Raw genomic sequence first — 23,550 nt, 5'->3', positions numbered from 1 at the left:
AATCCCCGACTTCGTAGAAGTTGTCGGGGATTGAATTGTTCTGTTTGACTCCAGATAGCACCTACCGGGAGTCAAAAGCACTACTACTTCGCAGCTTGACGCTCTTTTGCCGCCTTGATCACTTCTTCAGCGATGTTATTCGGACAAGGAGCATAGTGCGAGAAGGACATTGAGAACTGTCCGCGCCCAGAGGTCATAGTACGCAAGTCGCTAATGTAACCAAACATTTCGCTCAACGGCACATCTGCCTTGATCCGCGCTCCTGTCTGGCTTGTTTCCTGAGATTTCATCATCCCCCGGCGGCGGTTGAGGTCGCCGATCACGTCGCCCATGTAATCATCTGGAGTGAATACATCGACATTCATAATCGGTTCGAGCAACTGAGGCCCTGCTTTCGGCAGAGACTGCCGATAGGCCGCTTTGGCAGCAATTTCAAAGGCCATTGCTGACGAGTCAACGGGGTGGAAACCGCCTTCTAGAAGCGTGAATTTCAAGTCCAAGCAGGGGAATCCGGCCAAGACGCCTTTGTCGATGCAGCTTTCAAAGCCTTTTTCGACTGCTGGCCAATATTCTCTCGGCACACTACCACCAGTCACTTTTGACTCAAACTGGAAGCCACTTCCCACTTCACCAGGCTCGATCACATAGCCGATTTTGGCAAATTGACCGGAACCACCTGATTGCTTTTTGTGGGTGTATTCGTCTTCGAGGCGCTTGGTAATCGACTCGCGGTAGGCTACCTGTGGTTCGCCGACTTCTACTTCGATACCGTGGGTGCGCTTGAGAATGTCTACTTTGATGTCGAGGTGTAACTCGCCCATCCCCTTGAGAATCATTTCGCCGCTTTCTAGATCCGTCACCATGTGGAAGGATGGGTCTTCTTGCACCATTTTGGTGAGGGCTGCTCCCATTTTTTCTTCGCCGCCTTTTTGTTTCGGTTTGACCGAAATCGAAATAACGGGATCGGGGAATACCATCGGCTCTAGGGTGGCGGGATTTTTGGGGTCGCAGATGGTGTGTCCGGTGCGGACGTTTTTCATACCCACGATCGCCACAATGTCTCCTGCTTGCGCGGATTCAATTTCTTCGCGAGAGTTGGCGTGCATCTCCACCAAACGGCTGATCCGCTCGGTTTTGCCTGTGGCGGTGTTGAGTACGGTGTCGCCCTTGGACAACTTACCGGAGTACAGGCGCGTGAAGGTTAAAGCACCGTAGCGATCGTCCATGATCTTAAACGCCAGTGCCCGCAATGGCTTGTTGGGATCGACGATCGCAAACTCGCCGGTTTCCTCGCCATCAAGATCGACTTCTGGCTGCGGTGTGACTTCCATCGGGTTTGGCAGGTAGTCAACTACGGCATCGAGAACCAACTGCACGCCTTTGTTTTTAAACGATGAGCCGCAGTAGGTGGGGAAAAATGCCCGATCGCGAGTACCTTTGCGAATGCAGCGCTTGAGGTCGTCGAGGCTCGGCTCGTTGCCTTCGAGATACTGTTCCATCACAGTGTCGTCTTGCTCGACGGCCAGTTCGATCAACTTTTCGCGCCAAGTTTCGACATCCTCGACCATATCGGCGGGGACATCTTTAATTGTATAGTTCATGGGATCGCCGGAGTCATCCCAGATCCAGGCTTTGCGGGTCAGCAAATCGACTACGCCGCAAAACTTTTCTTCTATGCCGATCGGCAATACCATTACCATCGGTTTAGCACCAAGGATTTTATCAACTTGCTTGACAACGCGGTAAAAATCTGCACCGGTGCGATCGAGCTTGTTGATGTAGATGACGCGAGCGACTTTGGAATCGTTAGCGTAGCGCCAGTTGGTTTCCGATTGCGGTTCAACTCCACCCGAACCGCAGAACACACCAATGCCACCATCGAGAACCTTCAAAGAACGGTAAACCTCGATCGTAAAATCGACGTGTCCCGGAGTATCAATGATGTTGAGCTGATGCTCGTTCCAGAAGCAGGTGGTAGCAGCGGATTGAATCGTAATACCGCGCTCTTGCTCCTGTTCCATGAAGTCAGTAGTCGCCGCGCCTTCGTGAACTTCACCGATTTTGTGGATTTTACCCGTCAGTTTCAGGATTCTTTCTGTTGTGGTGGTCTTGCCAGCATCTACGTGGGCGAAGATGCCAATATTTCGATAACGAGTGAGATCTTTCATAAAAAAATTCGGGAAGTGGGAAACGAGCGTGGCTTTAGCCCGCTCGTGGAAAACGGCTCGGCGGTTTCAACCGCCGTGAATCTTTCCATTACACGGGGATTGCTAAATTCTGTGTACTTCTGTGATGTACGTTCGATGGGACAATTACCATCTCGAATAAAGCAACCCGCTCACGCATAATGTTTGCTCTTTTATGAGCCTCCCTTGCGGGGTAATGTTAGCTTCGACCTGGTTATCTGGGCTTGTTAGGCTTACAACACTGTTCCAGTGACTTTAGAACTGTTTAATTGAAAGCGACAGAGCGGAAAACTAGCTTCGCATTCTCCGGTGTCGTGACCCAAATAACGGCTGCTCTTTCGAGCGGTCTGGTCAGTACAGCTTGTAAGAGAAATCTCTTACAAGCTCAACGGCTTTAGCCGTGAGTTACTGACAATTACTGTTGAGATAAAATGCGACGAACCGTCCGCCACCACCTGCAAGCACGACAAGCGAGGAATCAATGTTGCCAGCGTGCCGCCAGTACAGGCTAGATTTTCTTTTCCCTGTTTCTGGCAGCACTACCTTAATTTTGACACTTCCTCGTCATTCCTGCGAAGGATTGTTCGTTTAATAAGTGCCCCAAGCCTGACAACTGATAAAAATACCCCTGACGAAGGGAAAAATCTTCTCCGAAAATATGTTGGGTTGAGGCACTCATTGAACAAATAGGACTTACGCATGGGGCCCAGAAACCAGGTTTTTTGACAACAAGAAGACGAGTTGGGCCCCGCACACTCGGTAAAAAACCCGGTTTCTGAGAGTCGGAGTGCGTAATTCCTGACCAATTCATCTTTTTAATACCACTTAAAAAAAATAATGCAACTTTAGACAAGCTCCAAATCCCTACAAAATCCGTCATTCTCAATTCTTTAATCTACAATCTAGCATCTAAAATGGTATTAGTTTCTGGCAAGAAACCCGGTTTCTGAAATTACTGCCTGATGTGAGTCAATCGAACCTACAATAAAAGGGCGGAGGTTCTGTCATCATAAACTGGTTTTTTATACTTTTGTCGATCGCCCTTCACGATAATCTTTCCCATAAAAACCCCGTTGCTGCCTCCAAAACGATCTAAGTCAAAATAGACCCACTCATCATCCGCTGATATCTCCGCTCCAATTCATCCCGCACCACCGGCCACTGATTCAAAGTTTCATCATTTTCAATTACCATTTGAGCCGCCGCCCTCGCCAACTCCAAAACCTCCTGATCCTCCACCAAACTCGCCAAAGCAAAATCTGGCAAACCCGACTGCCGAGTTCCCAAAACCTGACCAGGCCCGCGCAATCTCATATCCATTTCCGCAATAAAAAAGCCATCTTGAGATTGTTCTAAAACCTTCATTCTCTGCATGGCTTCCGCCGTTTTGGAACCGGGCATTAACAAACAATAAGAACGGTTGCTGCCCCGACCGACTCTACCCCGCAACTGGTGCAGTTGCGACAGTCCAAAACGCTCAGAATTTTCAATCAGCATTACCGTTGCATTCGGCACGTCTACTCCCACTTCGACGACAGTAGTAGATACTAAAATATCCGTTTCTTTGTCTCGAAACTTAGTAATTGCATCATCTTTGTCAGCACTGCTCATCCTACCGTGCAGCAAACCCACCTTAAACTCAGGAAATACGCTTTTTTGCAGTTTCTCTTGTTCCTCAATTGCCGATCGCACATCCAACTTTTCCGACTCCTCCACCAGCGGCAGCACCACATAAACTTGACGCCCGCTCGCCACTTCCCGCCGAATTAAATCGTAAGCTTGAATGCGTTCTTTGGCAGACAGTACAGTGGTTTGAATCGCCTGCCTACCGGGGGGAAGTTCATCAATTTGACTCACATCTAAATCCCCGTGCAGCGTCAGCGCCAGCGTCCGGGGAATGGGAGTTGCCGTCATCGTCAAAACGTGGGGAGCTTCGCCTTTTTGCTGCAATTTAGCACGCTGCTGTACACCGAATCTGTGCTGTTCGTCAATTACCGCCAAACCCAATTTATGGAAATTCACCGTATCTTGAATCAGCGCGTGAGTTCCTACTAAAACTGGTAATTCTCCGGTTTCTAATTGGTTGTGAATTTCGCGGCGCTTGGCTACTTTTGTCGAACCAGTTAACAGTTCAACAGACAAGTGCATCAAGTTAAACCAACCTACCAATTTGCGGTAGTGCTGTTCTGCTAAAACTTCTGTCGGCGCCATTAAAGCGGCTTGATAGCCGGATTGAATTGCTGCTAGCATTGCCACGACGGCGACTACTGTTTTTCCAGCGCCGACATCGCCTTGCACTAATCTGTTCATCGGTTGCGACGAAGCTAAATCGTTGAGGATGTCGTTAATTACTCTTTCCTGAGCATTAGTCAAGGCAAAAGGCAAGATTTCATAAAAATGTTCGATCAATTTGCCAGTAGGAAGGATGACTGCACTAGCTTGAGCTTTTCTTTGGGTTTGGCGGCGCTTTAAAAGTCCTAATTGCAGGTAGAAAAATTCGTCAAAGACTAAGCGACGGCGGGCGGCGGCCAAACAATCTCGATCGAGCGGAAAGTGAATATTAGTCACCGCATCGGCTAAACCCATTAAACCGTAACGCTCGCGCAAATCCTCTGGTAGCGATTCTGGCAACATTTTCGCCGCCGGCATTGCAGCCAAAATCGATCGCCTCACCGAACCAGCATCGACTCCCTCCGTCAGCGGATAAACTGGTATCAGGCGCCCGACTTTCATTGATTCGATCGCACCGCCGGAGTCGTCTAATACTTCTAACTCAGGATTTTCTAAAGTAATTCCATATTTGCCCTGCTTCACTAACCCGGAAGCTGCCAGCACCGCACCAGTACAATACTCGCGCTTTTTGAATTCTTGCCAACCGCGATTGCTGTAGCGAGGGCCTGCAAAAAAACGACTAATTTTTATCTCTCCGGTGCGGTCTTTTAAAATTACTTCTAATATGGTTAACTTCTTATTCTTGGGACTAGAAAAGCAATTGCAGCGCTTTACTTCGGCGATTAAAGTGACAGTTTCCCCAGCTACGAGTTCGCGAATTTGTACTTGCTTTGCATAGTCGATGTGATTGCGGGGATAGTAGTAAAGCAAGTCATATACAGTGTATAAACCAAGTTTGACCAAGCGGTTGCCGTTGGCAGGGCCGATACCTGTGACGCGGGTTAACTGTTGGTCGAGAGTCAGGCTTGGTGGTGCGGCTGCTGTACTCAGGGGTGCTGTTCGGGGAACGGAAACTGCTGGGGCGGTTGGTTCCGAAGCGTTTGCGGGTCTGACTTGTGCTATTTGTTCTTGCTGGTGGCGAGTTTCTTGTTCCCAAACTTGCTCCATTTGTCGGAGAAAACTGACCGTAATGGCGATCGAATGTTGGCGCTGTTCGATATCTTTCTGAGGGTAGATGTCAAATTCAGCAGCGAGTTGTCTGGCTCGATCGCGCGAAGAAGCCGCCACAGAACCTGCCAACTGTCTCAAACTCAGGCCCAGAAACTCGCTGAAGCGGTATTGACTGCCTTGGATGTCGTTAAATCCGCGATCGGCTTCTACTGAAAGAGCTTTTTGCAATCGCTGCCATTCGGGTTGATTATTAGTCATCAGTCATTAGTCATTAGTTATTAGTCATTAGTCATTAGTCATTAGTCATTGGTCATTAGTCATTAGTCATTGGTCATTAGTTATTAATCATAGCTCAAGAATTCCCGACAACTGACAACTGTCAACTGACAACTGTCAACTGACAACTGTCAACTGACAACTGACAACTGACAACTGACAACTGACAACTGTCAACTGACAACTGACAACTGCCAACTGACAACTGACAACTGTCAACTGTCAACTGACTAATCTTCAAACCAACTCGATCGCCAAGCCGACTCAGCCTCCACCACAGCGAGTTCCCGCTGCTTTTTCTGGTAATCGCGGCCCAGCGAGTTCAACTTTACAGAGAGGTTACGAATTTGCTGGCGCCAAGCCGAGGTTGCCGCATCGGCAAACTCTATTTCCGACAGCCGCAGTTTAATCGCTGTAATGTGCAGCGCCCTACTACCAAAGGTTGCTGCCGCCAATTTTCGCGACGCTGATGAGGCATCGGTTTCAATGATTAAGTTTAATAAGTTAGGCGGCCCGGCAACACTATCGCCGGAGGATTCAGCTTGAGAAGCAGCTTCTAGAACCGGTTCTGGTAATTGACTCGGCAAGATTCCCGACTGTTGCAGCAAGCGGTTGGTGTCGCGAGAAAGCAGCTTGAGTATATGGACGATCGACTTTTCAATACTATTTTGCCAGCGTGCCAAACTTTCCGGCGAATTGGCACTTGGCAATTGATAATTTGCCAATGAAAATAGATAGTTAATGGCGGAAACTGGGTTTTTTTCCTTTTCGTCTTCTTCGTCTTCTTCGTCTTCCTCTTCGTCTTTGTCGAAGTCGTCTTCGTCTTCCTCTTCGTCTTCCTCTTCGTCTTCTTCTTTCTCTATTTCTTCCTCTGCTTGTGATTCAGTCACCAGCGATCGCAATTTTTCCTCCGACGCCACAGCCAAAGCCCTTACAGACTGCTGCATTTTTTGCCGCCCATCGAAGGACAACTTGAGAAACGACTCCGGTACGGCTTGAGTGCAAAGGTGATAGCAAGCCAAAATTAACTGCTGCCGCACCGCTTGTCCCAACGCAGTTAAATAACCTTCGTAGGTACTGCGAAACTCCAAATTCAAGGCTGCTAAAGCCTCTTCGAGTCCTGCCAAATCTTGCTCTATTCTCTCTCTTGGTCGCACCATATCTCTCGTATAAAATTAAAATAGGACTTATATCATTTCCGGTAACACCGGAATGATGTTGACTGTTGACGGTTGACTGTTGACTGTTGACGGTTGACTGTTGACTGTGAACTCTAATTTACTATTCCGATGCTAACGGATTCGATATTACGCAAGTTTTCAATTTTTACGCTGTCTCTAGTAGTAAGGTTTGCCCACCCTACAAATATAGCTGTCGATAAGTCCTATAAAAATTAAAAATTAAAAATGCAAAAAATTGATTTTTCACATTTTTAATTTTTAATTCTAAATCTTAATTTGGGATTACTGAGCACCCATTTGGGCTGCAACTTCATCGGCAAAGTTAGCTTCTACCTTTTCAATGCCTTCGCCCAAGACAAAACGCACGAAGCGGCGCACTTGGATATTTTCTCCAATTTGGGCGATCGTTTGTTTCACCAACTCTTCCACCGAGATATTCTGATCTTTAATAAAAGGCTGATCCATCAACGATAACTCTTTCATGCGCTTCTCAATCCGCCCTAGAACAATCTTTTCTTTGATGTTGTCTGGCTTGTTGCCCAAGTCATCTTTGCCCATTTCAATTGCCTTTTCTCTTTCGACAACTTCGGCGGGGATATCTTCAACTTTCACGTATTCCACATTCGGGCAAGCTGCAATTTGCATCGCAATATCCCGCACCAACTTTTGGAATTCTTCGCGACGTGCCACAAAATCTGTTTCGCAGTTAACTTCCACCAGCACTCCCACGCGGCCGCCGGTGTGAATGTAGCTGCCTACAAGCCCTTCTGAGGCAACTCGTCCACCTTTTTTACCTGCCGAAGCCAGACCTTTTTTCCGCAGCCACTCAATGGATGTTTCCATATTGCCTTCGTTTTCAACGAGGGCTTTTTTGCAGTCCATCATGCCCGCGCCAGTTTTTTCGCGCAGTTCTTTAACAAGTTTTGCAGATATGTCCGCCATCTTCTTTAAGTTCCCAATCAAAATTAGTTATTAGTCATTAGTCATCAGTCATTAGTCATCAGTCATTAGTCACTAATTTTAATGTTAATGATTAGACCAGAGTGAAGAAATACCCAGTCGATATTAGTACCGACTTTGTAGGTGTAGCGCCAGAATTAATTCTGGCCCTGACACAATGAATGCTTTTGCCAGAGCTCTACTAATGACTTAGACTCGTGCTATAGCAATCCTCGCATCATTTCTGAATTTCTTACTCCCTCCCCTTGGTAAGGGGAGGGCTGGGGTGGGGTAAAAAATTTACGACTCCTGCAAGGATTGCTATATGTACAATTAAAAATTAAAAATATCCAACTAAAAATAATTATTATTATTGTTAATTTTCAATCTTTAATTTTTAATTTCCTGGTGTCAGATTCCGAGGGCAATACTAGCTCTCGGTTTCTTCGCCCTCGGCCTCAGCAGCTTCGTCGGGATCTACATAATCGGGGTCATCCAATTCTTCGATTTCGACATCATATTCAGCGCCTTCGTAACCACCCTCGTAGTCGTAGTCTTCATCAGAGTCGCCGCCCTGCTGACCGTGACGACCTTCGTAGATGGCATCAGCCAACTTGCCGACAATCAGCTTGATCGATCGAATAGCATCGTCATTCGCCGGAATCGCAATGTCAACCAAATCCGGGTCGCAGTTGGTATCCAACAGAGAGACGATCGGAATTCCCAACTTTTGGCATTCCAACACCGCATTATACTCGCGGCGTTGGTCTACCAGCACCACTCCGTCGGGAATCTTCCGCATAGATTTAATCCCGCCCAGATATTTCTGGAGTTTTGCCATTTCTCGGCGCAGTACCGAAGCTTCTTTTTTCGGCAACAAATCGAGGGCGCCGATTTCCTCGCGGCGCTCCAAATCCTTGAGGCGCTCCACGCGGGACTTAATCGTCGTCCAGTTTGTGAGCATTCCCCCCAGCCAGCGCTGGTTGACGTAATAAGCACCGCAGCGTTGAGCTTCTTGGGCTACAATCCCTGCAGCTTGGCGCTTCGTACCCACGAACAAAAACTTTTTGCCTTTTTCTGAGGCAACTCTCATGTACTCGTAGGCGTCTTCCATAAGCTGAGCGGTTTGCACGAGGTCGATGATGTGAACCCCGTTGCGCTCTGTAAAAATGTATGGAGACATTTTCGGGTTCCACCGACGGGTTTGGTGTCCGAAGTGAACCCCTGACTCTAACATTTGAGCCAAACTGACTACTGGCATTGTATTTTTAACTCCTAATTCGGGTTAATCCTCCACCCGGTCGTATTTCTGAAGGTTTGCGCCCTAGAAACACCCGAAAACCCGGATGTGCGAATTTAAACAACTTTTCTAGTTTATCACAGCGCGCGCTACTTTTTCTGACAATTTTATATCACTAGGTTTAAACTCAGATGTTGCACCATTATCAAGAACGGGCTCTTCGCCCCGTTCCACAAAGAATGAGTTTTCTTGTGGAACAGGCCGAAAAGCCTGTTCCTAAACAAGTAATTGAGAATGGTGCAAGATGTGAGTTTAAATGGGCGGTGGGCAACCGGAGGTGAGATAGAGTCCGGGGTGCGCCGGCTGCGGTTAAAGTTACTTGCAAGCGCTTGTAAAAAACGAAAAATCCTGGTGGGATGTTGCCAAAGCCTTTGTTCGCTTGTGAGAGAATGGCCTTGTTGGTGCGCCTCTGGTGCCTTCTACCTTCGATCGAGCTGGTATCCATTTTTTTCGATCGGCAATTCAGTCAGCTTTAGTACCCTGCCCTCTCCATCCGCAAAAATCCCAAAGCTAAAAACGCCATGCCCATACCCATTCTCGTTCTGCTTGAAGTTCTAATTGTCATCGCACTTTCGAGACTTGTAGGTTTAGGATTTCGAGCGATCAAACAACCTCAAGTCATTGGAGAAATTGTAGCAGGAATTATGCTTGGGCCTTCTCTATTTGGCTTAGTTGCACCTGATTTAGCAACAACACTTTTTCCAGCCGAAGCCGTTCCCTTCCTCAACGTGTTGTCTGAGGTGGGGCTGATATTTTTCATGTTCTTGATTGGTTTGGAACTGAATCCCAAGTACCTCAAAAGCAATTTAGATATAGCGATTTTAACTTCCCACGTCAGCATTCTAGTGCCGTTTTCCCTGGGAAGCTTGCTCGCACTGCTGCTGTATCCCATCGTTTCAAATAATAGCGTTTCGTTTACCGCCTTTGCTTTGTTTTTGGGCGCTGCGATGTCAATTACTGCCTTTCCGGTGCTGGCAAGAATTATTACAGAACACAACTTGCAGAATACAAAATTGGGGACGCTGGCCCTGACTTGCGCTGCGGTAGACGACGTGACGGCGTGGTGTTTGTTAGCGGTGGCGATCGCAGTTACTCGTACTAATTCGATGCTCGGTGCTTTGCCGACAATTATTGAGTCTTTAATTTACATCGGTTTCATGCTGACTGTAGTCCGCTGGTTCTTGCAGCGACTTTCCAAACAGTACAACCGCACTGGCAGATTAACACAGTTAGTGCTGTCAGGAATTTACATGGGAGTTGTAGCTTCTGCCTTAATTACTGAATTGATCGGCATTCATTTAATTTTCGGTGCATTTTTGCTGGGTGCAGCCATGCCCAAAAATGCGGGATTAACCAGAGAATTAGCAGAAAAAACCGAAGACTTTGTACTAATATTTCTGCTGCCAATATTTTTTGCTTACAGTGGCTTGCGGACTCAAATCGGCTTGCTCAACAGTCCCGAATTGTGGCTGCTGTGCGCCGCAGTTTTGGGAGTGGCAATTATCGGCAAGTACGTCGGCACTTACGTTGCGGCCAGAGTCTGTGGCATCAGCAACCGCGAAGCTTCAGCGCTGGGATGGCTGATGAATACTCGCGGTTTGACTGAACTAATTGTGCTGAATATCGGTCTTTCCTTGGGGGTAGTTTCGCCGCTGCTATTTACGATGTTAGTCATCATGGCTTTAGTGACAACTTTTATGACTTCGCCTCTGTTGGAGTGGACTTATCCAAAACGGTTAATTCGGTTAGATATTTCAGAAGTTAACTCTGAGGATTCAGAATTAGAGGATTTACAAATGGCTGACAGCAGCGAAGAAACTGCTAATAAATTGCTGCCAACTTATCGAATTTTAGTACCGGTTGCCAATCCCAGCACGCAGAAAGGTTTACTGCGACTAGCGGTAGCGCTGGCGCAGCCGGCTGCTGGCATGGGTGGTGAGGATTTACAGTCGGCGGCGGTTCATCCTCTGAGTTTGATAGAATTAAATGATGACTATGCCTTTGAAAGTACGCCTGCGGAAGCCGATCGCATTATTCAAGAGCGCCGCTCGAAATTATCAGAATTGATTGATAGTTTGCAAGTGTCCGATGCGAGAAAATTCGTACATCCCATCATTCGGGTTACTAATGATGTAGCCAGGGAAACGGCACAAATTGCGGAAATAGATCGCGCGGATTTGATTTTAGTAGGATGGCACAGGCCAACTTTTAGCAGCAACCGTTTGGGAGGACGTGTCGGCCAAATTCTCAGCAACGCTAAGGTGGATGTAGCAATTTTTGTTGACAGAGGCCGAGAAAGGTTGAATAACTTGTTAGTACCTTACGCGGCAAACATTCACGATGATTTGGGGTTAGAATTGGCGCTGAGACTGTTAGTTAATAGCGAGGAACGCCGTTTGACGGTGCTGCGGGTGGCGGTTGGCGGGGAAGCTGAAAACAATCTGAGTTACGAGTTTCAGCGAGTGATGGATCAGTTACCGGTTGAGGTGCGATCGCGAATTGAAACTCCGATTGTGGAGGCTGCTGAGCCAATTCAAGCAGTGGTGGCGGCTTCTGCTAATGCTGATTTAACTATTGCGGGTACGAGTCGGGAGTGGGGAATTGAGCGCCAAACTTTGGGACAGTATACTGATGAATTGGCTGTGCAGTGTCATTCTTCGCTACTGATTGCGCGGTGCTACGTTAAAGTGCGATCGCACTTGGCATCGGTACTTCCTCAAAGGTAGTCAGTTGACTGTTGACTGTTGACTGTTGACTGTTGACTGTTGACTGTTGACTGTTGACTGTTGACTGTTGGCAGTTGACTGTTGACTGTTGACTGTTGACTGTTGACTGTTGTTATTAGTTATTGGTTATTGGTTATTGGTTATTTGTGAGTTAGTATCAATGCCCAATGCCCAATGCCCAATGCCCAATGCCCAATGCCCAATGCCCAATGCCCAATGCCCAATGCCCAATCCCCAATGCCCAATCCCCAATGCCCAATGCCCAATGCCCAATGCCCAATGCCCAATGCCCAATGCCCAATTATTAATTACCAAGATGATGAATCATTTAAGCCTCAAATCACTGGCATTTTACGGGATTGCGATCGGCTCAGTTGCACTGCTGTTTAAAGTAGTAACTGCTTACGGCGAAACAAATTTAAAGGCGGCCCCGGCAATTGCGGGAACTTATCGCTTCGATCCTAAAAATTTGCCCGAATGTCTGAATTCTGATGTTTTGGAATTGACAATCGAGCAATCGGGGGTTTATTTGAGCGGTAATTTGCGATCGGGCAGCAGGGAGGGCAGGGAAAAAACAGGCGAGGAGAAACCTTCTCTATTTGGTAAGTGGGAAACTCAAGGATTGAACTTGTCGGGTGCGGTTCCTAATTTAGCGGGTTGCAGCGACTCCACAGCAACCGGTCAAAACAGTTCTGTTAAAATGCGCGGAATTGTGGAGCAAGAAACCCTCAAGGGAAAAATTAGTCTAACTGATAAGGCGGCGGCTACTGATTTTACGGCTCAAAGAGAAGCGGCGGTGCAACGCCAGAAGCAGGAACATTGATTGATCCCAATAGAGAATAAGAAAGGGGAAATGGGTAATTCTTTGTCGCTTTCTGACCGAAAGCATCCAGGATACAAGCCGCCGGATTCATCCGTCCAGAAATAAAAAACCTGTATCCGATGAAACTTGCCCCCCGGATTCATCCGTGGGGTCAATGCTTCAATCTAAAATCTAAAATCTAAAATCTAAAATCGATTGACTCTTCCCTTCACCCCACGCGAAGCAAGGAATCACAAAGCGGCGGCGGGGGTAGGAGAGTGGGCGATCGAACTCTCGCCGGAGCTCGCCCGCGACGGTCGGTTGCTGCTAGATTGAATATATATACATAAAAGTCAACGATCGAAATAAAGTATCCCAGAGAAGTTCTTGGTTGAGAATTTGTCTTGCTCAAGACCCCCCCTGCCCGTATAGTTTGTTTGGAATGGATGTTGCCGTGATCTTAATGCCGTCAGAAACTTCGCTTACCCAGTCAAACCCGTTAATTTTAGACAGTTTGCCAGACTTGTCGCCCTCCGATGGGGGATGTCCCCGCCGAGCCAGATTGCAAATTGACTTGATGTTGCTGGCGATCGAAGCCTTGTATCTCGGAGGTGCGGAAGAAATGCTGGCTGTGTCAAAGGACCTGGAATTGGGATCAATTATCAAAAATCGGGTTGCCCTTTGGCTGATGCGTAATACTAACCCGCTGAGACGCTATACCCAGCGCCGCTCCCTTACCATTGTGGAGGCAAAAGCGCTGGTGGCGATCGCCTGTAATATGGCGCGTAAGTTAACCGCCACAATTCGGCAGTTGCTGCTAGACTCCCAGCAGTTGCGATCGAAAAATATCCCCCTCAACCAGAACCAGCCGCTGGCGGAGTATTTAGAACGCTTTCGAGCTCACTTTCGATCGCGCATGAACCCCAAGCGATCGCTAGTTGCAGCTTACGATTCCGACGACAAGCTCAACGAACTAGCTTTGAACTTGTTGAGCAAACTGCTATTTTGTACAGGCACAGCCGGAATGCAGCGCTTCTGGGTTAGCCTGTTTGATGGAGAAGTTGAATAAAAAATGACTATTAGGCGTCAGTACAGTCTGCCAAATTGCACCCTGGTTCTAGAAGGGTTGAGCGATGGATCGGCAGCCAGCCAGTTAGATATAAGGCCGGTGCTTTCGATATTAATGAGCGCTGAATGCTATGTGACAGGTCTCGGCGAGCCCCTAAGCGGGGGACGAGACTTTTTTGAAAGCTTGGTGAGGGCCGTCAGCAGCTACGCTCAAGAATTTATGAGCGGAGTGCATTATCCCGATCGCTACGGCCCGAATTTGGGTATGGTGCAGTTGCACAGAATTGACGGGAATTTGCACCGATTGACCGTTCTACCCGCCTCCACAGGCAGCCCAACCCAAATCGATCAAAAAACAGAACTGTCGGCAAAAGTAGATTTGACGACGGTACAGCTATTTGACTTGGTAGAGGCGATCGATCAGTTTTTTGCCGACACGCAGACGCTGCCGGAATTGTCGCTGCAATTAACCCCAATTTCCAAGCGTTACGTCAAGTCGGCCGAACCTTTGGCGAAGCGGACTTTGCCCGCTGTCGTGGGCGTGTCGAGTTTGGCTTTGGCTGCGATGGCGTTTTTCTTGGTGCCGGTGCCGGAAGTCCAACGTCCGAGAGATCCGGTGCGGCAGCCGAATCCAGCCGGCCAGAATCAGGGGACGGCGAATCCGGGTGGATCGGGTTCGCCTAATCCCAATCCCACGCCTCCTGCTGACGGTTTGCTGCCTGGGACTCAAACTCCAAACGCTGAATCGCTTTCGCCGACTCCGAGCCCCGCGCCGCAGCCGGACGCTTCACCGTTGGCCACACCGCAGTCGAGCACTTCGCCGGAAAGCACGCCCACTCCTGTTGCTGAAGGTTTGGCAAGCCCAGAGGTGGGCGCGGTGCCAATTACCGATCCAGGGCAAATTGAGCTGTTGAGGGGCAAACTTTCCCAGCAAATTGACGGAGTTGTGAAGGATAAGCCTCCGGTTGATGCGGAGTTGGTTTATCGGGTGAGTGCGGCCCAAGACGGGGCGATTGTCGGTTACAAGCCGGAAAATTCGGCAGCAGTCGATCGATCCGAAACGCCTTTGTCGGAGTTGCTTTACAAACCTGTTGGCACCAGGCCACCTGCGGAACCGCTGGCTGATTTCCGCGTAGTTTTGGCACCGGGTGGTAAAGTTCAAGTCACTCCTTGGTAATGGTTGATTGTTGACTGTTAACGGTTAAGTGTTGACTGTTAACGGTTGACTGTTGACTGTTGACTGATACCAAATCCCGCTTAAATGCTGCCTCATACCATGTCCGATCGATCGCGCATAATACAATTGCCGGGGCGGGTTTTTGAGATTGTCGGTTTTTAGCAAATATTGTTGGTGAACCCGCCCCTACAGGAATCAGGCTAATTGACCGGACATGATATCAATCTCTTAGTCTGGGGAGGCAGACTTGGTTTTTCTAGTAGCGATTTAAATCGCCGAATCATCTACAAACCGATTGCTGATTCAAAGGCCTGTTGGTGCGATCGGCTCAATATCTGGGTCAAATCCTCCGACTTGATTTGTGCGAATTATCCACAAAAAAGCTCCTTGTTTTAATAAAACTTTGGCGATTTCATCTTGGGTTCGCCTCGGCAGCATTGTTCGGTAACTAATAGCAGCTTTTATCAGGGTTGCTATACCAGCAAAAAAGGTTTTTTTTAGTTCAGAATCAATCCCCGCTAATCTCGAATTTTTCCGCCAATCTGGACGGACAATGCCGAGGGGCATTAATACTTTTTCTAAACTCTCTCCTAAAGCTACTAATTGGTGAAACCTTTGGGTTTGTGCGTCGGTGGGATGTGTTTTCAACCAGTCTTGAATCTGAGGATTTGACTCTATTTCGGAAGTGATTTTTTTAATTGTCGCGTAAATTGCCTGACTTGAATCTTGGACGCAAGAAGTTGCTGGCGTGACTAAACTTGCGCCGGTGCCGTCTCCGCTGCGGTAGCGGGCCATCATGATATCTAGTTGCTGGTTTAATTCGGTTAAAGGCGACAAGGTTATGCCGTCAAAATCGTAGTCGCAACACACGCAGTCTAATTTACAGATGATATCGCAAACCGGGCGATCGCCCAACCAGCCGCGCTGCAAGTCTCCCATGTAGCTTTGCCATTTGCTGGAACCGGCGACAATTCCGTCAGGATTGTGGGCGTAAACTTGTTTGTATTCTATGTCAAAACGCAGTTCGCTGGTAAAGCGATCGCGCACTACTTTTGCTACTCCGAAAGCAAAATGTCCGGTGACAATTCCCAGCGGTGGTCGTTCGCCTTTTTTGCCGCCGATACCCCCGAAACTGTGAATCACTATCCCGATATCTCCTTCTTGCCAAGGAGAGATTGAAGCGTTTTCTGTAGCATCATTTGGGGTTAACAATACTCTTTTTGCTTGCCCTTTTTGGGCTGGTGTATTTTCCCAATTTTTGCTGCTTAAATAATCGAGAGATTTTTTGAGTCCGAAATGTGTTTCATCTGGGATTAATTGAGCAATTTTGCGGGGTTCGATTGCCTCCACTACAAATATACTGTCTTCGTCTCTTTCGCCGTAAATGTACCAGCCGTCTGGATTTAATGGCGATTTTTCGATCAGGTGATTGGTAGACCTCGCTACGCCATGTTTGTCTGGCTGTACTTGGGGAATCCGAATGATTTCGGCGGCGCCGTCAAATTGTTGAGATGTTTTGTTGAAATGCCGGACAATGAATTTGTCGCTGTCGCCTTCTTTTCGCTGTAAAATTGTGACTAAGGCGCAGAAACGTCCGATAATTTGTACTGGTTCGCGATCGATCGTGAGTTCCTGGCGATCGCTGCTGCTATAATGAATCGCAATCACCGGTCTTCGCAGCATCACAGTCACGCTGTCTTCGAGTCGGGTGCCTGCTAGAGTTTCTAAAGGGCCGACATTTCGCCAACCGTTCAATCTATCTGGATGGATGTTGCCAGATTTTTGACTTTTTTTAGTTTCTTGTGTAAAGTTTATATCTTGACTGACTGCGTGGACAAAAAACTGTACTTCGCGATTTGTACTCCATTTTAAAAATGCTGTTTTGCCAATAAAGTTTTTATATTTTTTGGGTGCATTTATTACTTCAAAAAACACGGTACCGTAGGGCTGGCGCTGTTCATGTGAGGGCAAAATTAAGCGCCCGTGCCAAAGAGCGATCGGCTTGTATAGATAGGCAACGGATGCTGAATTATCGCAAATTATCTCCGGCTGAAGCGCTGCTGAAATATCGCTTTTGCCTCCAAAAATAGTAGCAGTTAAATTCCCGTCACTTTCTACGAATCGGGGTTCTAAAAACAAGTTTTCTGGTTCGGAAATATTAGCGGTTGAATTGCCCGTATTTCTGGTAAACGAGCGTATAAAAAAAGGGCGGTTTGCCTCCAATTTCGCTTGCAACCAATTAATGAAAATCCGAATAAAAATAAAAGCTGTTAGACCGGAAATAACAGCCATAACTATCAGCGCCAGCGTCAAAATGAATTGGTTGAAAGACTGACCTGACACTAGAAAAATTGTGGGCCATATCCAAGAAAATGCCGCCATAATATCTAAAAACGAGTTTTAGGTTCGATCCAGTCTGTGCTGGCTTGACTGCCGAAAACTAGGGGTTTGTCCTCGGTGACTGCTACGGTTTGCCCTGTCATATCCACTGCACAAAGAGGCCAAGATCGATCGCCCAAATTGCCTGCGCGGAACAGAACTTGTCCGGGACAAACTTGACTCCAACCCAACAATACAGCATGAGTGTAAAGACTGCGAGCGGGAGCAACTGTATAAGTGTAATTATCATTTTTGTCCCAAATGACACCGTAGTCGGACATATCCGAAGAGTTGAAAAGTGCTTCAAATTCGCGGGCGAGAATGCGGGAACCGTCTTGATTCCAAGAAACAGGCACTAAAATGGCGATCGTCCCGGACATATCTGTATCATCGCTAGCATACATCCCACTTTCGGCCAGGGGCGAAGCAGCCGCCACTGTTTGCAGTTCCCCGGTTTTGAGATTTTCCACAAACATGACGCTGCTAACCCGACACCGGGAGAATTCCGGCTGTACTTGCAACTCAATTCGACTGTAAGCTGCGTATTGGCCGTTAGTTGATACTAGGGATGGACTGCGATAATAGCGGAGGCCTGTGCCGGCAGTGGAGCTCACTTTAGCATGAGTGGCACTAATCCATTCCCAAGGAACGGGATAAGGGCTATTTAAAGGGTCAGTCATCGGTTTTTTTTCCAAAAGTTTTACTGAATTATCCAACAGATTCAGGCTGGCACGCAACGGACTAGAAACCCGGTTTCTGCCTCGATGCTTCGCCACTAAACCCCAGATTTATATAAACCGGGTTTCTTTTTTAGATTTTAGATTGGAGGCCAAATCTCAAATCTCAAATCTCAAATTTCCAATCGGATAGGTAAGATAGTATCGAAATTAATGTGGTCTGTACACCGAGAGGGATGAAATATGACGCGATCTTTTAACCAAAAACCTTCAATCCCCCCCACTCGCGTCTCCAAGTCGCGGGGAAAAGGTTTGCTTTTACTGTCGCTGATTTTTCGACTGCTGCTGCTGGGGGTGGGCAGCGGTTTTGCGTGGGTTTTGGGGATGGCGATCGCTCAAATTTATCCGTCAGGCGCGACGGAAATGCCGATCGCAGAGAGATTGCTGCGTGTAACTCAAAATTTGACCTCCAGCCCGAAACGCGCCCCAGCAACGCCAATTCCGGCGCTTCCGCCACCCACCGCTACACCAAGTCCCCAGTCAACAGTCAGTCCTGCCCAGAGAGAGAAATTGCAGTCGGATTTGAGACAGTTGCAGGGCGAACTCAACGCGCTGATTGGCCGCACGGCGGCTTTGGAGAGTCAGTTGGGCAGCAGCCGGCCGACGGAAACTTTGGAAAAGCGTTTGCAGTTGATGTCGCGGGAATTGGCGGGGCCGGAAACGGCGACAAGTCCTGTTCCTGCTTTACCCGCGATCGGCAGCAGCCCCAGTCTGAACCCTGAAACGGTGAATACTGCCCCACAGAATGCCAATAATCCGGTGTTTGGGGGGGATGGGCTGATGGTGACTCTGCCCAGCGATGTTTTGTTTGATACTGGCAGCATTTCTTTGCGCGCGGGTACTAATGCGATTTTGGACAATTTGGTGGCGGAGTTGGGCAATCACGAGGGGGCAACTGTGCGGGTTGCGGGCCACACTGACGACGCGGGGGAAGCGGCGGATAATCGCAATGTGTCGTTTGCGCGGGCTCAGGCTGTGGTGCAGTATTTGTCGGGTGTACTCGGTCAGAAGTATCATTGGGTGGCGATCGGCTATGGGGAAAGTCGCCCTTCGGTAGACAATAGTTCGGATACTAATCGGCAGCGCAACCGCCGCATTGAAGTGGTAATTAATCCTTAGTTTTTAGTCATCAGTCATCAGTCATTAGTCGGCAGACTTGTAGATACTGTTGAAGTGTCAATGGTAGCGATCGAATAATTGGAGTCATATCACATCCGGTTGAACCGGAATGATTTAACCGCAGAGGACACAGAGGACGCAGAGGAAGAGAAGAGAGAGATGAATAATTCCTATGCCAACGGATTTGATATCAAACGGCTTCTGGGATGTTAAAATTGCTGTTGTGAATTTAAGATCAAACCTGGCAACTACGGAATTATACCCAAGTACGAGTGTCCCCGCGATCGGTCACGTAAGCGCTGAACTCCGAAAATTATTATTCCGATGCCAACAGAAACGATATAAATTGTATGTTTCAATTCCCTACTCCCCTTCTCCTTTTCTCCCCTGCTGTCACGCCGAAGGTGTAAGAGGTGGCAAGTCAGAATTATTTTTAGCCCGATCTATTGCCTCTCGATGTTCACTCCTAAGTTTCGGTTTTAAATACAAGTTCTCAATCAAAGCTGCTACTCCCGCAAACCAAGGCGGCACAATGACTGCTCCAATAATTCCTAATACTTGAACGCCTCCCAAGACAGACAGCAATTGATATAAAGGATGCACACCAACTGAGGAACCAACCAGCAAAGGATCGAGGACGTAAGTTTCCAAGTTCTGGATGATTACAAATAACAGTAATACCCACAAAAGTACCCAGCCACCTTTAGCTAATGCTACGATTAATGCTGGTACTGCTCCCAATACTGGGCCGATGAAGGGAATCAAGTTGGTAACACCTGCGATCGCACCCAAGCCTAAAGCAAATTCCGGCATTCCCAAAATGCTCAAACCAGTGGTAATAAATATCCCTAAAATACCCGAAACTAACACTCGCCCGCGAATATAGCTCCCCATTCTTTGACCAATTGGCGCCACTTGTGCGGCTAATCTTCCGTCCCAAGGTTTCGGGAAAAACTGCACCAAACTTTTAATTAATGTGTCGCTGTCCGCAACCATGTAACCTGAAATAAATAATGCTAAAACTAAGCTGAAGAAACCGCCGAGAATGCCTCTCGTTAAACTGTACGATCGCAAAACCAGTTGTTGACTCGATCGAATCAGCCAATTAGTCAGCGATTGAGTGTCCACCAGACCCACCAAGGTTGGGGCATCGTCGCTCAAGCGACTCAATACATTAGTTGCCACAGTTCGCAAACTTTCGACATAAACTGGTAACTGCCGCAGCAGTAACTCTATTTGTTCGATGACCGTGGGCCCGATTAACACTACCGTCCCGCTAAATCCGCCGATGAGAGTTAAATAAACCATAATCACCGCCAGCCAGCGGGGAACCCGCATCGTTTGGGCCCAATTCACGATCGGGACGATCGAAGCAGCCAGCACAACTGATATCATCAGAATTACTAGCAGGCTCCGCAATTGCCACAGCAGCACTAGCAGCAAGGACGATGCTACAATTAGCAGCAAGTTAGGTAAAGAAATGGTAATCCGCTGTTCTGACATGATTATTCTGACAAAATTGAGTAATGATATTGTTGTCGATCGTGTCACTCTCTATTTTATGATAAACGATATGATATAAATAATATAATTAAGATTATCAAGTCGCTATTAAAACCCGTTGAATGGATCGGCAGTTCCCGTGACGACTTGCGCGACTTTCCTGAAGATGTTCAGCAAATTATGGGTTTTGCTTTGTACCGCGCTCAACTGGGTAAAAAGCATCCTGATGCTAAACCGCTTAAAGGATTTAAAGGTGCTGGCGTTCTAGAAATTGTTGAGAATTTTGATGGCGACACTTACCGAGCGATATATACCGTAAAATTTGAAGGAATAGTCTATGTTCTTCATTCTTTTCAAAAAAAATCAAAGCAGGGAATTGCTACCCCCAAGCAAGATATAGATTTGATTGAATCTCGGCTTAAGCGTGCCAAAGAACACTACAAAAAATATTTAGAACAGCAAGAATTGGAGGAACAAAATGACTGAAGAAATAAAAGTGCATTCCAGTAGTGGAAATGTTTTTGCTGATTTAGGGCTACCCAATCCAGAGGAATTACTGATTAAGGCAGAACTAGCTCATCAGATTAGTGAATTAATTTCGGAACGCCAACTAACCCAGAACCAAGCAGCCAAGCTATTAGGAATCGATCAACCTACACTCTCAGCATTGATGCGCGGTAAATTATTAGATTTCTCTACGGAACGCCTATTTCGTTTTCTCAACGCACTCGGCAGCAACGTAGAGATTAGGATTGCCCACTCGCCACCAAATGTTCAAGCTAAAACTCACATTGTCGTAGCATCATAAGTAAACAAACAAGTAAAAAATTAAAAGATTAATATGCAATCACCACCTTCAAATAAAGATTTGTCAACCATTTCTTCTATAAAATCACCAACGCTGTTTTACGAATGGCAAAATTACCGTTGTGCTTATGATGTTTATCAACCAACTACTGCGACAGAAGATAGCATCCCTTTGTTATTAATTCATCCGATAGGAGTTGGTTTGTCAAGAATCTTTTGGCATAGATTTTGTGAGAGTTGGTACAAAGCAGGGAACAGTAATCCGATTTATAATCCCGACCTTTTGGGCTGCGGCGATTGCGAAATGCCGGCTGTGGCTTGCTATCCTGACGATTGGGCGGCACAGTTGCAGTATTTCTTGGAAACTGTAGTCAAAAAACCTGCGATCGTCCTCGTACAAGGTGCTTTACTCTCTGTAGGCTTGGCTTTAGCAAAAATGCAGCAGGAAAGCGGCTCAAATTTAATTCGCGGCTTAGTCCTCGCCGGGCCTCCCGCTTGGGCGGTAATGAACAAACATTCGACAGAAAGACAGCAAAGGATTGTCTGGAATTTGTTAAATTCTCCCTTGGGAAACGCTTTTTACCGCTACGCCAGACGCGCTGAATTTTTGCGTTCTTTTTCTGTGAAACAACTGTTTGGCGATGCGGCAAAAGTTGACAGCGAATGGTTGGATGCTTTGCAGGCTGGGGCGGCAAATCCTGACAGCCGTCACGCGGTTTTCTCGTTTTTAGCGGGGTTTTGGCGCCAGGATTATAGCGGTACGATTCAAAAGTTCGATCGACCTGCACTCATTGTCATGGGAGAAAAAGCCTCAAGCATCAGTCAAGCAGGTAAGGAAGAGAAACCCGATGAAAGATTAGCGCAATATTTGGCTAAATTTCCCAATGCGGAAGGTTTATTAATGCCGGGGCGCAATGTTTTGCCCTACGAATCAACCGCAGAATTTGTCGCGGCTGTTGCGGATTTTGTGAATAAGTTAAATACAAATTAATTTTTTTTATGAAGTTGTCGTCTAATAATAACTGACACAGTTAATAGACCTCATCATGTGTCCCGATGTCGAGTAAAACAATGACTTCACTATTTGTTTCCGTATCCTCTTCAATCGAGAAAACGATACGGCAATCATAGCCGCAAGAGCAGGACTGAAGACCGTCGAGTTTGCCGCCTAGTTTGTGAGTATTTAGGTTTGGAAAAAATACATCTGCTTCCATTTGTTGAAGAGATTCTTCAATACGTTGCTGGATCTCAGGATTTCGTTTGACTCACATCTTGCACCATTCTCAAGAACAGGCAAGATGCCTGTTCCACAAAGAGTAGATTTTCTTGTGGAACAGGCATCTTGCCTGTTCCTAAAAAGCTTATTGATAATGGTGCAACATCTCAGTTCGACAAACTTGCGAAATGCTCGTTTGAATTTGGGAGTCAGAACCAGTTGTCTCATGCTTCCGGCTCGTCCAAAGACTGGCGTAATGTTGCAATAACATCCTCGGCTGACTGGTGTCGAAATTTGCCTGTACGGAAATCAGCTAAGGTTTGTTGAGCATCAGCAGCTATTTCCGCGCGGACACTCTCGCGGTGACGGTTTTGCAGGATTTTGATCAGCATTTCCTGCTGTTCGTAGGACAGTTGTAAAGCAGTTTCTAGCACTTGGTCGAGGGTATTCATAGAGTTAGGCTATTAGCTCTAATGTTGAACAAATTGCGAAGTTGAGTAAATTGTATCGCTTATTCAAAGACTAGGCTACACTAAAAAAAAATGTACTAAACTCGGTTTTGTCATGAGCGACAACATCATTACAATTGAAGCAGGTAAACGCAGTGGAAAGCCTTGCATCAGGCGAATGCGAATTACCGTTTATGATGTGTTGGGTTGGCTGGCTGCGGGAATGTCTCATGCACAGATTATGGACGACTTTCCAGAGTTGACGGAGGAAGACATTAGAGCGTGTTTAGAATTCGGCGGTTGAAACCGCTTCTTGTCAAACAAAGTCTGCCTCCGCAGACTA

General features: G+C 47.2%; 20 protein-coding genes. 9 read left to right on the top strand and 11 right to left on the bottom strand.

Translation table 11 applies throughout. From position 1 onward, the window contains the following. Nucleotides 1-83: 83 nt before the first annotated feature. The 5 genes from fusA to rpsB all read right to left on the bottom strand — a co-directional run bounded on the left by fusA (nucleotide 84) and on the right by rpsB (nucleotide 9,185). On the bottom strand, nucleotides 84-2,168 hold the full coding sequence (fusA, locus tag QT990_RS19220; RefSeq protein WP_333142973.1) for an elongation factor G: 2,085 nt from the start codon (nucleotides 2,166-2,168) through the stop codon (nucleotides 84-86). A gap of 1,110 nt (nucleotides 2,169-3,278) precedes the next feature. After that, complete coding sequence (gene recG, locus QT990_RS19215; protein WP_333465641.1) at nucleotides 3,279-5,786, bottom strand: ATP-dependent DNA helicase RecG; 2,508 nt, start codon at nucleotides 5,784-5,786, stop codon at nucleotides 3,279-3,281. 248 nt (nucleotides 5,787-6,034) lie between these two features. Continuing rightward, nucleotides 6,035-6,964, bottom strand: coding sequence for a hypothetical protein (locus QT990_RS19210; protein WP_333465640.1), 930 nt, complete (start codon nucleotides 6,962-6,964; stop codon nucleotides 6,035-6,037). Nucleotides 6,965-7,267: 303 nt separating this feature from the next. Next, nucleotides 7,268-7,927: a translation elongation factor Ts gene (tsf, locus tag QT990_RS19205; protein WP_333307761.1), complete on the bottom strand. Its 660-nt coding sequence runs from the start codon at nucleotides 7,925-7,927 to the stop codon at nucleotides 7,268-7,270. Nucleotides 7,928-8,354: 427 nt separating this feature from the next. Beyond that, nucleotides 8,355-9,185, bottom strand: coding sequence for a 30S ribosomal protein S2 (gene rpsB / locus QT990_RS19200; RefSeq protein WP_333307763.1), 831 nt, complete (start codon nucleotides 9,183-9,185; stop codon nucleotides 8,355-8,357). A gap of 560 nt (nucleotides 9,186-9,745) precedes the next feature. On the opposite strand from rpsB, the gene QT990_RS19195 reads away from it, so the two are divergent. The 4 genes from QT990_RS19195 (at nucleotide 9,746) to QT990_RS19180 (ending at nucleotide 14,997) form a co-directional block, all read left to right on the top strand. Continuing rightward, nucleotides 9,746-11,950 carry a cation:proton antiporter domain-containing protein gene (locus tag QT990_RS19195; RefSeq protein WP_333307765.1) on the top strand — a complete coding sequence of 735 codons (2,205 nt, stop codon included), beginning with the start codon at nucleotides 9,746-9,748 and terminating at the stop codon, nucleotides 11,948-11,950. A 160-nt stretch (nucleotides 11,951-12,110) separates the two neighbouring features. Next, entirely contained in the window at nucleotides 12,111-12,773 is a 663-nt protein-coding gene (locus QT990_RS19190) for a hypothetical protein (RefSeq protein ID WP_333142967.1), read from the top strand. 421 nt (nucleotides 12,774-13,194) lie between these two features. Continuing rightward, nucleotides 13,195-13,821, top strand: a complete 627-nt coding sequence (locus tag QT990_RS19185; RefSeq protein WP_333142966.1) for a DUF3038 domain-containing protein — start codon at nucleotides 13,195-13,197, stop codon at nucleotides 13,819-13,821. A gap of 3 nt (nucleotides 13,822-13,824) precedes the next feature. Continuing rightward, nucleotides 13,825-14,997: a DUF4335 domain-containing protein gene (locus QT990_RS19180; RefSeq protein ID WP_333307767.1), complete on the top strand. Its 1,173-nt coding sequence runs from the start codon at nucleotides 13,825-13,827 to the stop codon at nucleotides 14,995-14,997. A 24-nt stretch (nucleotides 14,998-15,021) separates the two neighbouring features. Here QT990_RS19180 and QT990_RS19175 read toward each other — a convergent pair whose 3' ends face one another. From QT990_RS19175 to QT990_RS19165, 3 genes are all read right to left on the bottom strand, one after another. Next, nucleotides 15,022-15,162 (bottom strand): hypothetical protein, encoded by a 141-nt coding sequence (locus QT990_RS19175; protein WP_333465639.1) that lies wholly within the window; start codon nucleotides 15,160-15,162, stop codon nucleotides 15,022-15,024. A 138-nt stretch (nucleotides 15,163-15,300) separates the two neighbouring features. Further along, nucleotides 15,301-17,340: an abortive infection protein gene (locus QT990_RS19170; RefSeq protein WP_333465638.1), complete on the bottom strand. Its 2,040-nt coding sequence runs from the start codon at nucleotides 17,338-17,340 to the stop codon at nucleotides 15,301-15,303. Nucleotides 17,341-17,384: 44 nt separating this feature from the next. After that, complete coding sequence (locus QT990_RS19165) at nucleotides 17,385-18,056, bottom strand: hypothetical protein (protein ID WP_333108427.1); 672 nt, start codon at nucleotides 18,054-18,056, stop codon at nucleotides 17,385-17,387. Nucleotides 18,057-18,296: 240 nt separating this feature from the next. Here QT990_RS19165 and QT990_RS19160 point away from each other — a divergent pair, with 240 nt between their 5' ends. Beyond that, nucleotides 18,297-19,232 carry an OmpA family protein gene (locus QT990_RS19160; protein ID WP_333465637.1) on the top strand — a complete coding sequence of 312 codons (936 nt, stop codon included), beginning with the start codon at nucleotides 18,297-18,299 and terminating at the stop codon, nucleotides 19,230-19,232. Nucleotides 19,233-19,625: 393 nt separating this feature from the next. Here QT990_RS19160 and QT990_RS19155 read toward each other — a convergent pair whose 3' ends face one another. Next, a complete protein-coding gene (locus tag QT990_RS19155) occupies nucleotides 19,626-20,735 on the bottom strand; it encodes an AI-2E family transporter (protein ID WP_333142962.1) in 1,110 nt (369 codons plus the stop codon). 147 nt (nucleotides 20,736-20,882) lie between these two features. Between QT990_RS19155 and QT990_RS19150 the strand changes: the two genes are divergently transcribed. The 3 genes from QT990_RS19150 to QT990_RS19140 are packed head-to-tail and all read left to right on the top strand — an operon-like array spanning nucleotide 20,883 to nucleotide 22,533. Then, nucleotides 20,883-21,221 (top strand): type II toxin-antitoxin system RelE/ParE family toxin, encoded by a 339-nt coding sequence (locus tag QT990_RS19150; RefSeq protein WP_445305444.1) that lies wholly within the window; start codon nucleotides 20,883-20,885, stop codon nucleotides 21,219-21,221. Further along, a complete protein-coding gene (locus QT990_RS19145) occupies nucleotides 21,214-21,543 on the top strand; it encodes a helix-turn-helix transcriptional regulator (RefSeq protein WP_333142960.1) in 330 nt (109 codons plus the stop codon). The genes QT990_RS19150 and QT990_RS19145 overlap by 8 nt, the downstream gene beginning before the upstream one ends. 33 nt (nucleotides 21,544-21,576) lie before the next feature. Then, complete coding sequence (locus tag QT990_RS19140) at nucleotides 21,577-22,533, top strand: alpha/beta hydrolase (RefSeq protein ID WP_333465636.1); 957 nt, start codon at nucleotides 21,577-21,579, stop codon at nucleotides 22,531-22,533. 40 nt (nucleotides 22,534-22,573) lie between these two features. Here the strand turns inward: QT990_RS19140 and QT990_RS19135 are convergent, their stop codons facing one another. Next, nucleotides 22,574-22,756, bottom strand: coding sequence for a plasmid stabilization protein (locus QT990_RS19135; RefSeq protein WP_333307772.1), 183 nt, complete (start codon nucleotides 22,754-22,756; stop codon nucleotides 22,574-22,576). Nucleotides 22,757-22,982: 226 nt separating this feature from the next. After that, nucleotides 22,983-23,210, bottom strand: coding sequence for a hypothetical protein (locus QT990_RS19130; RefSeq protein WP_333307774.1), 228 nt, complete (start codon nucleotides 23,208-23,210; stop codon nucleotides 22,983-22,985). A gap of 112 nt (nucleotides 23,211-23,322) precedes the next feature. Here QT990_RS19130 and QT990_RS19125 point away from each other — a divergent pair, with 112 nt between their 5' ends. Beyond that, nucleotides 23,323-23,511, top strand: a complete 189-nt coding sequence (locus tag QT990_RS19125; RefSeq protein WP_333142956.1) for a DUF433 domain-containing protein — start codon at nucleotides 23,323-23,325, stop codon at nucleotides 23,509-23,511. The last annotated feature ends 39 nt before the right edge of the window (nucleotides 23,512-23,550 follow it).

This window comes from Microcoleus sp. T3_B1, from assembly GCF_036700445.1.
Taxonomy (GTDB): Bacteria; Cyanobacteriota; Cyanobacteriia; order Cyanobacteriales; family Microcoleaceae; genus Microcoleus.
This window is presented reverse-complemented; position numbering and strand designations above follow the sequence as displayed.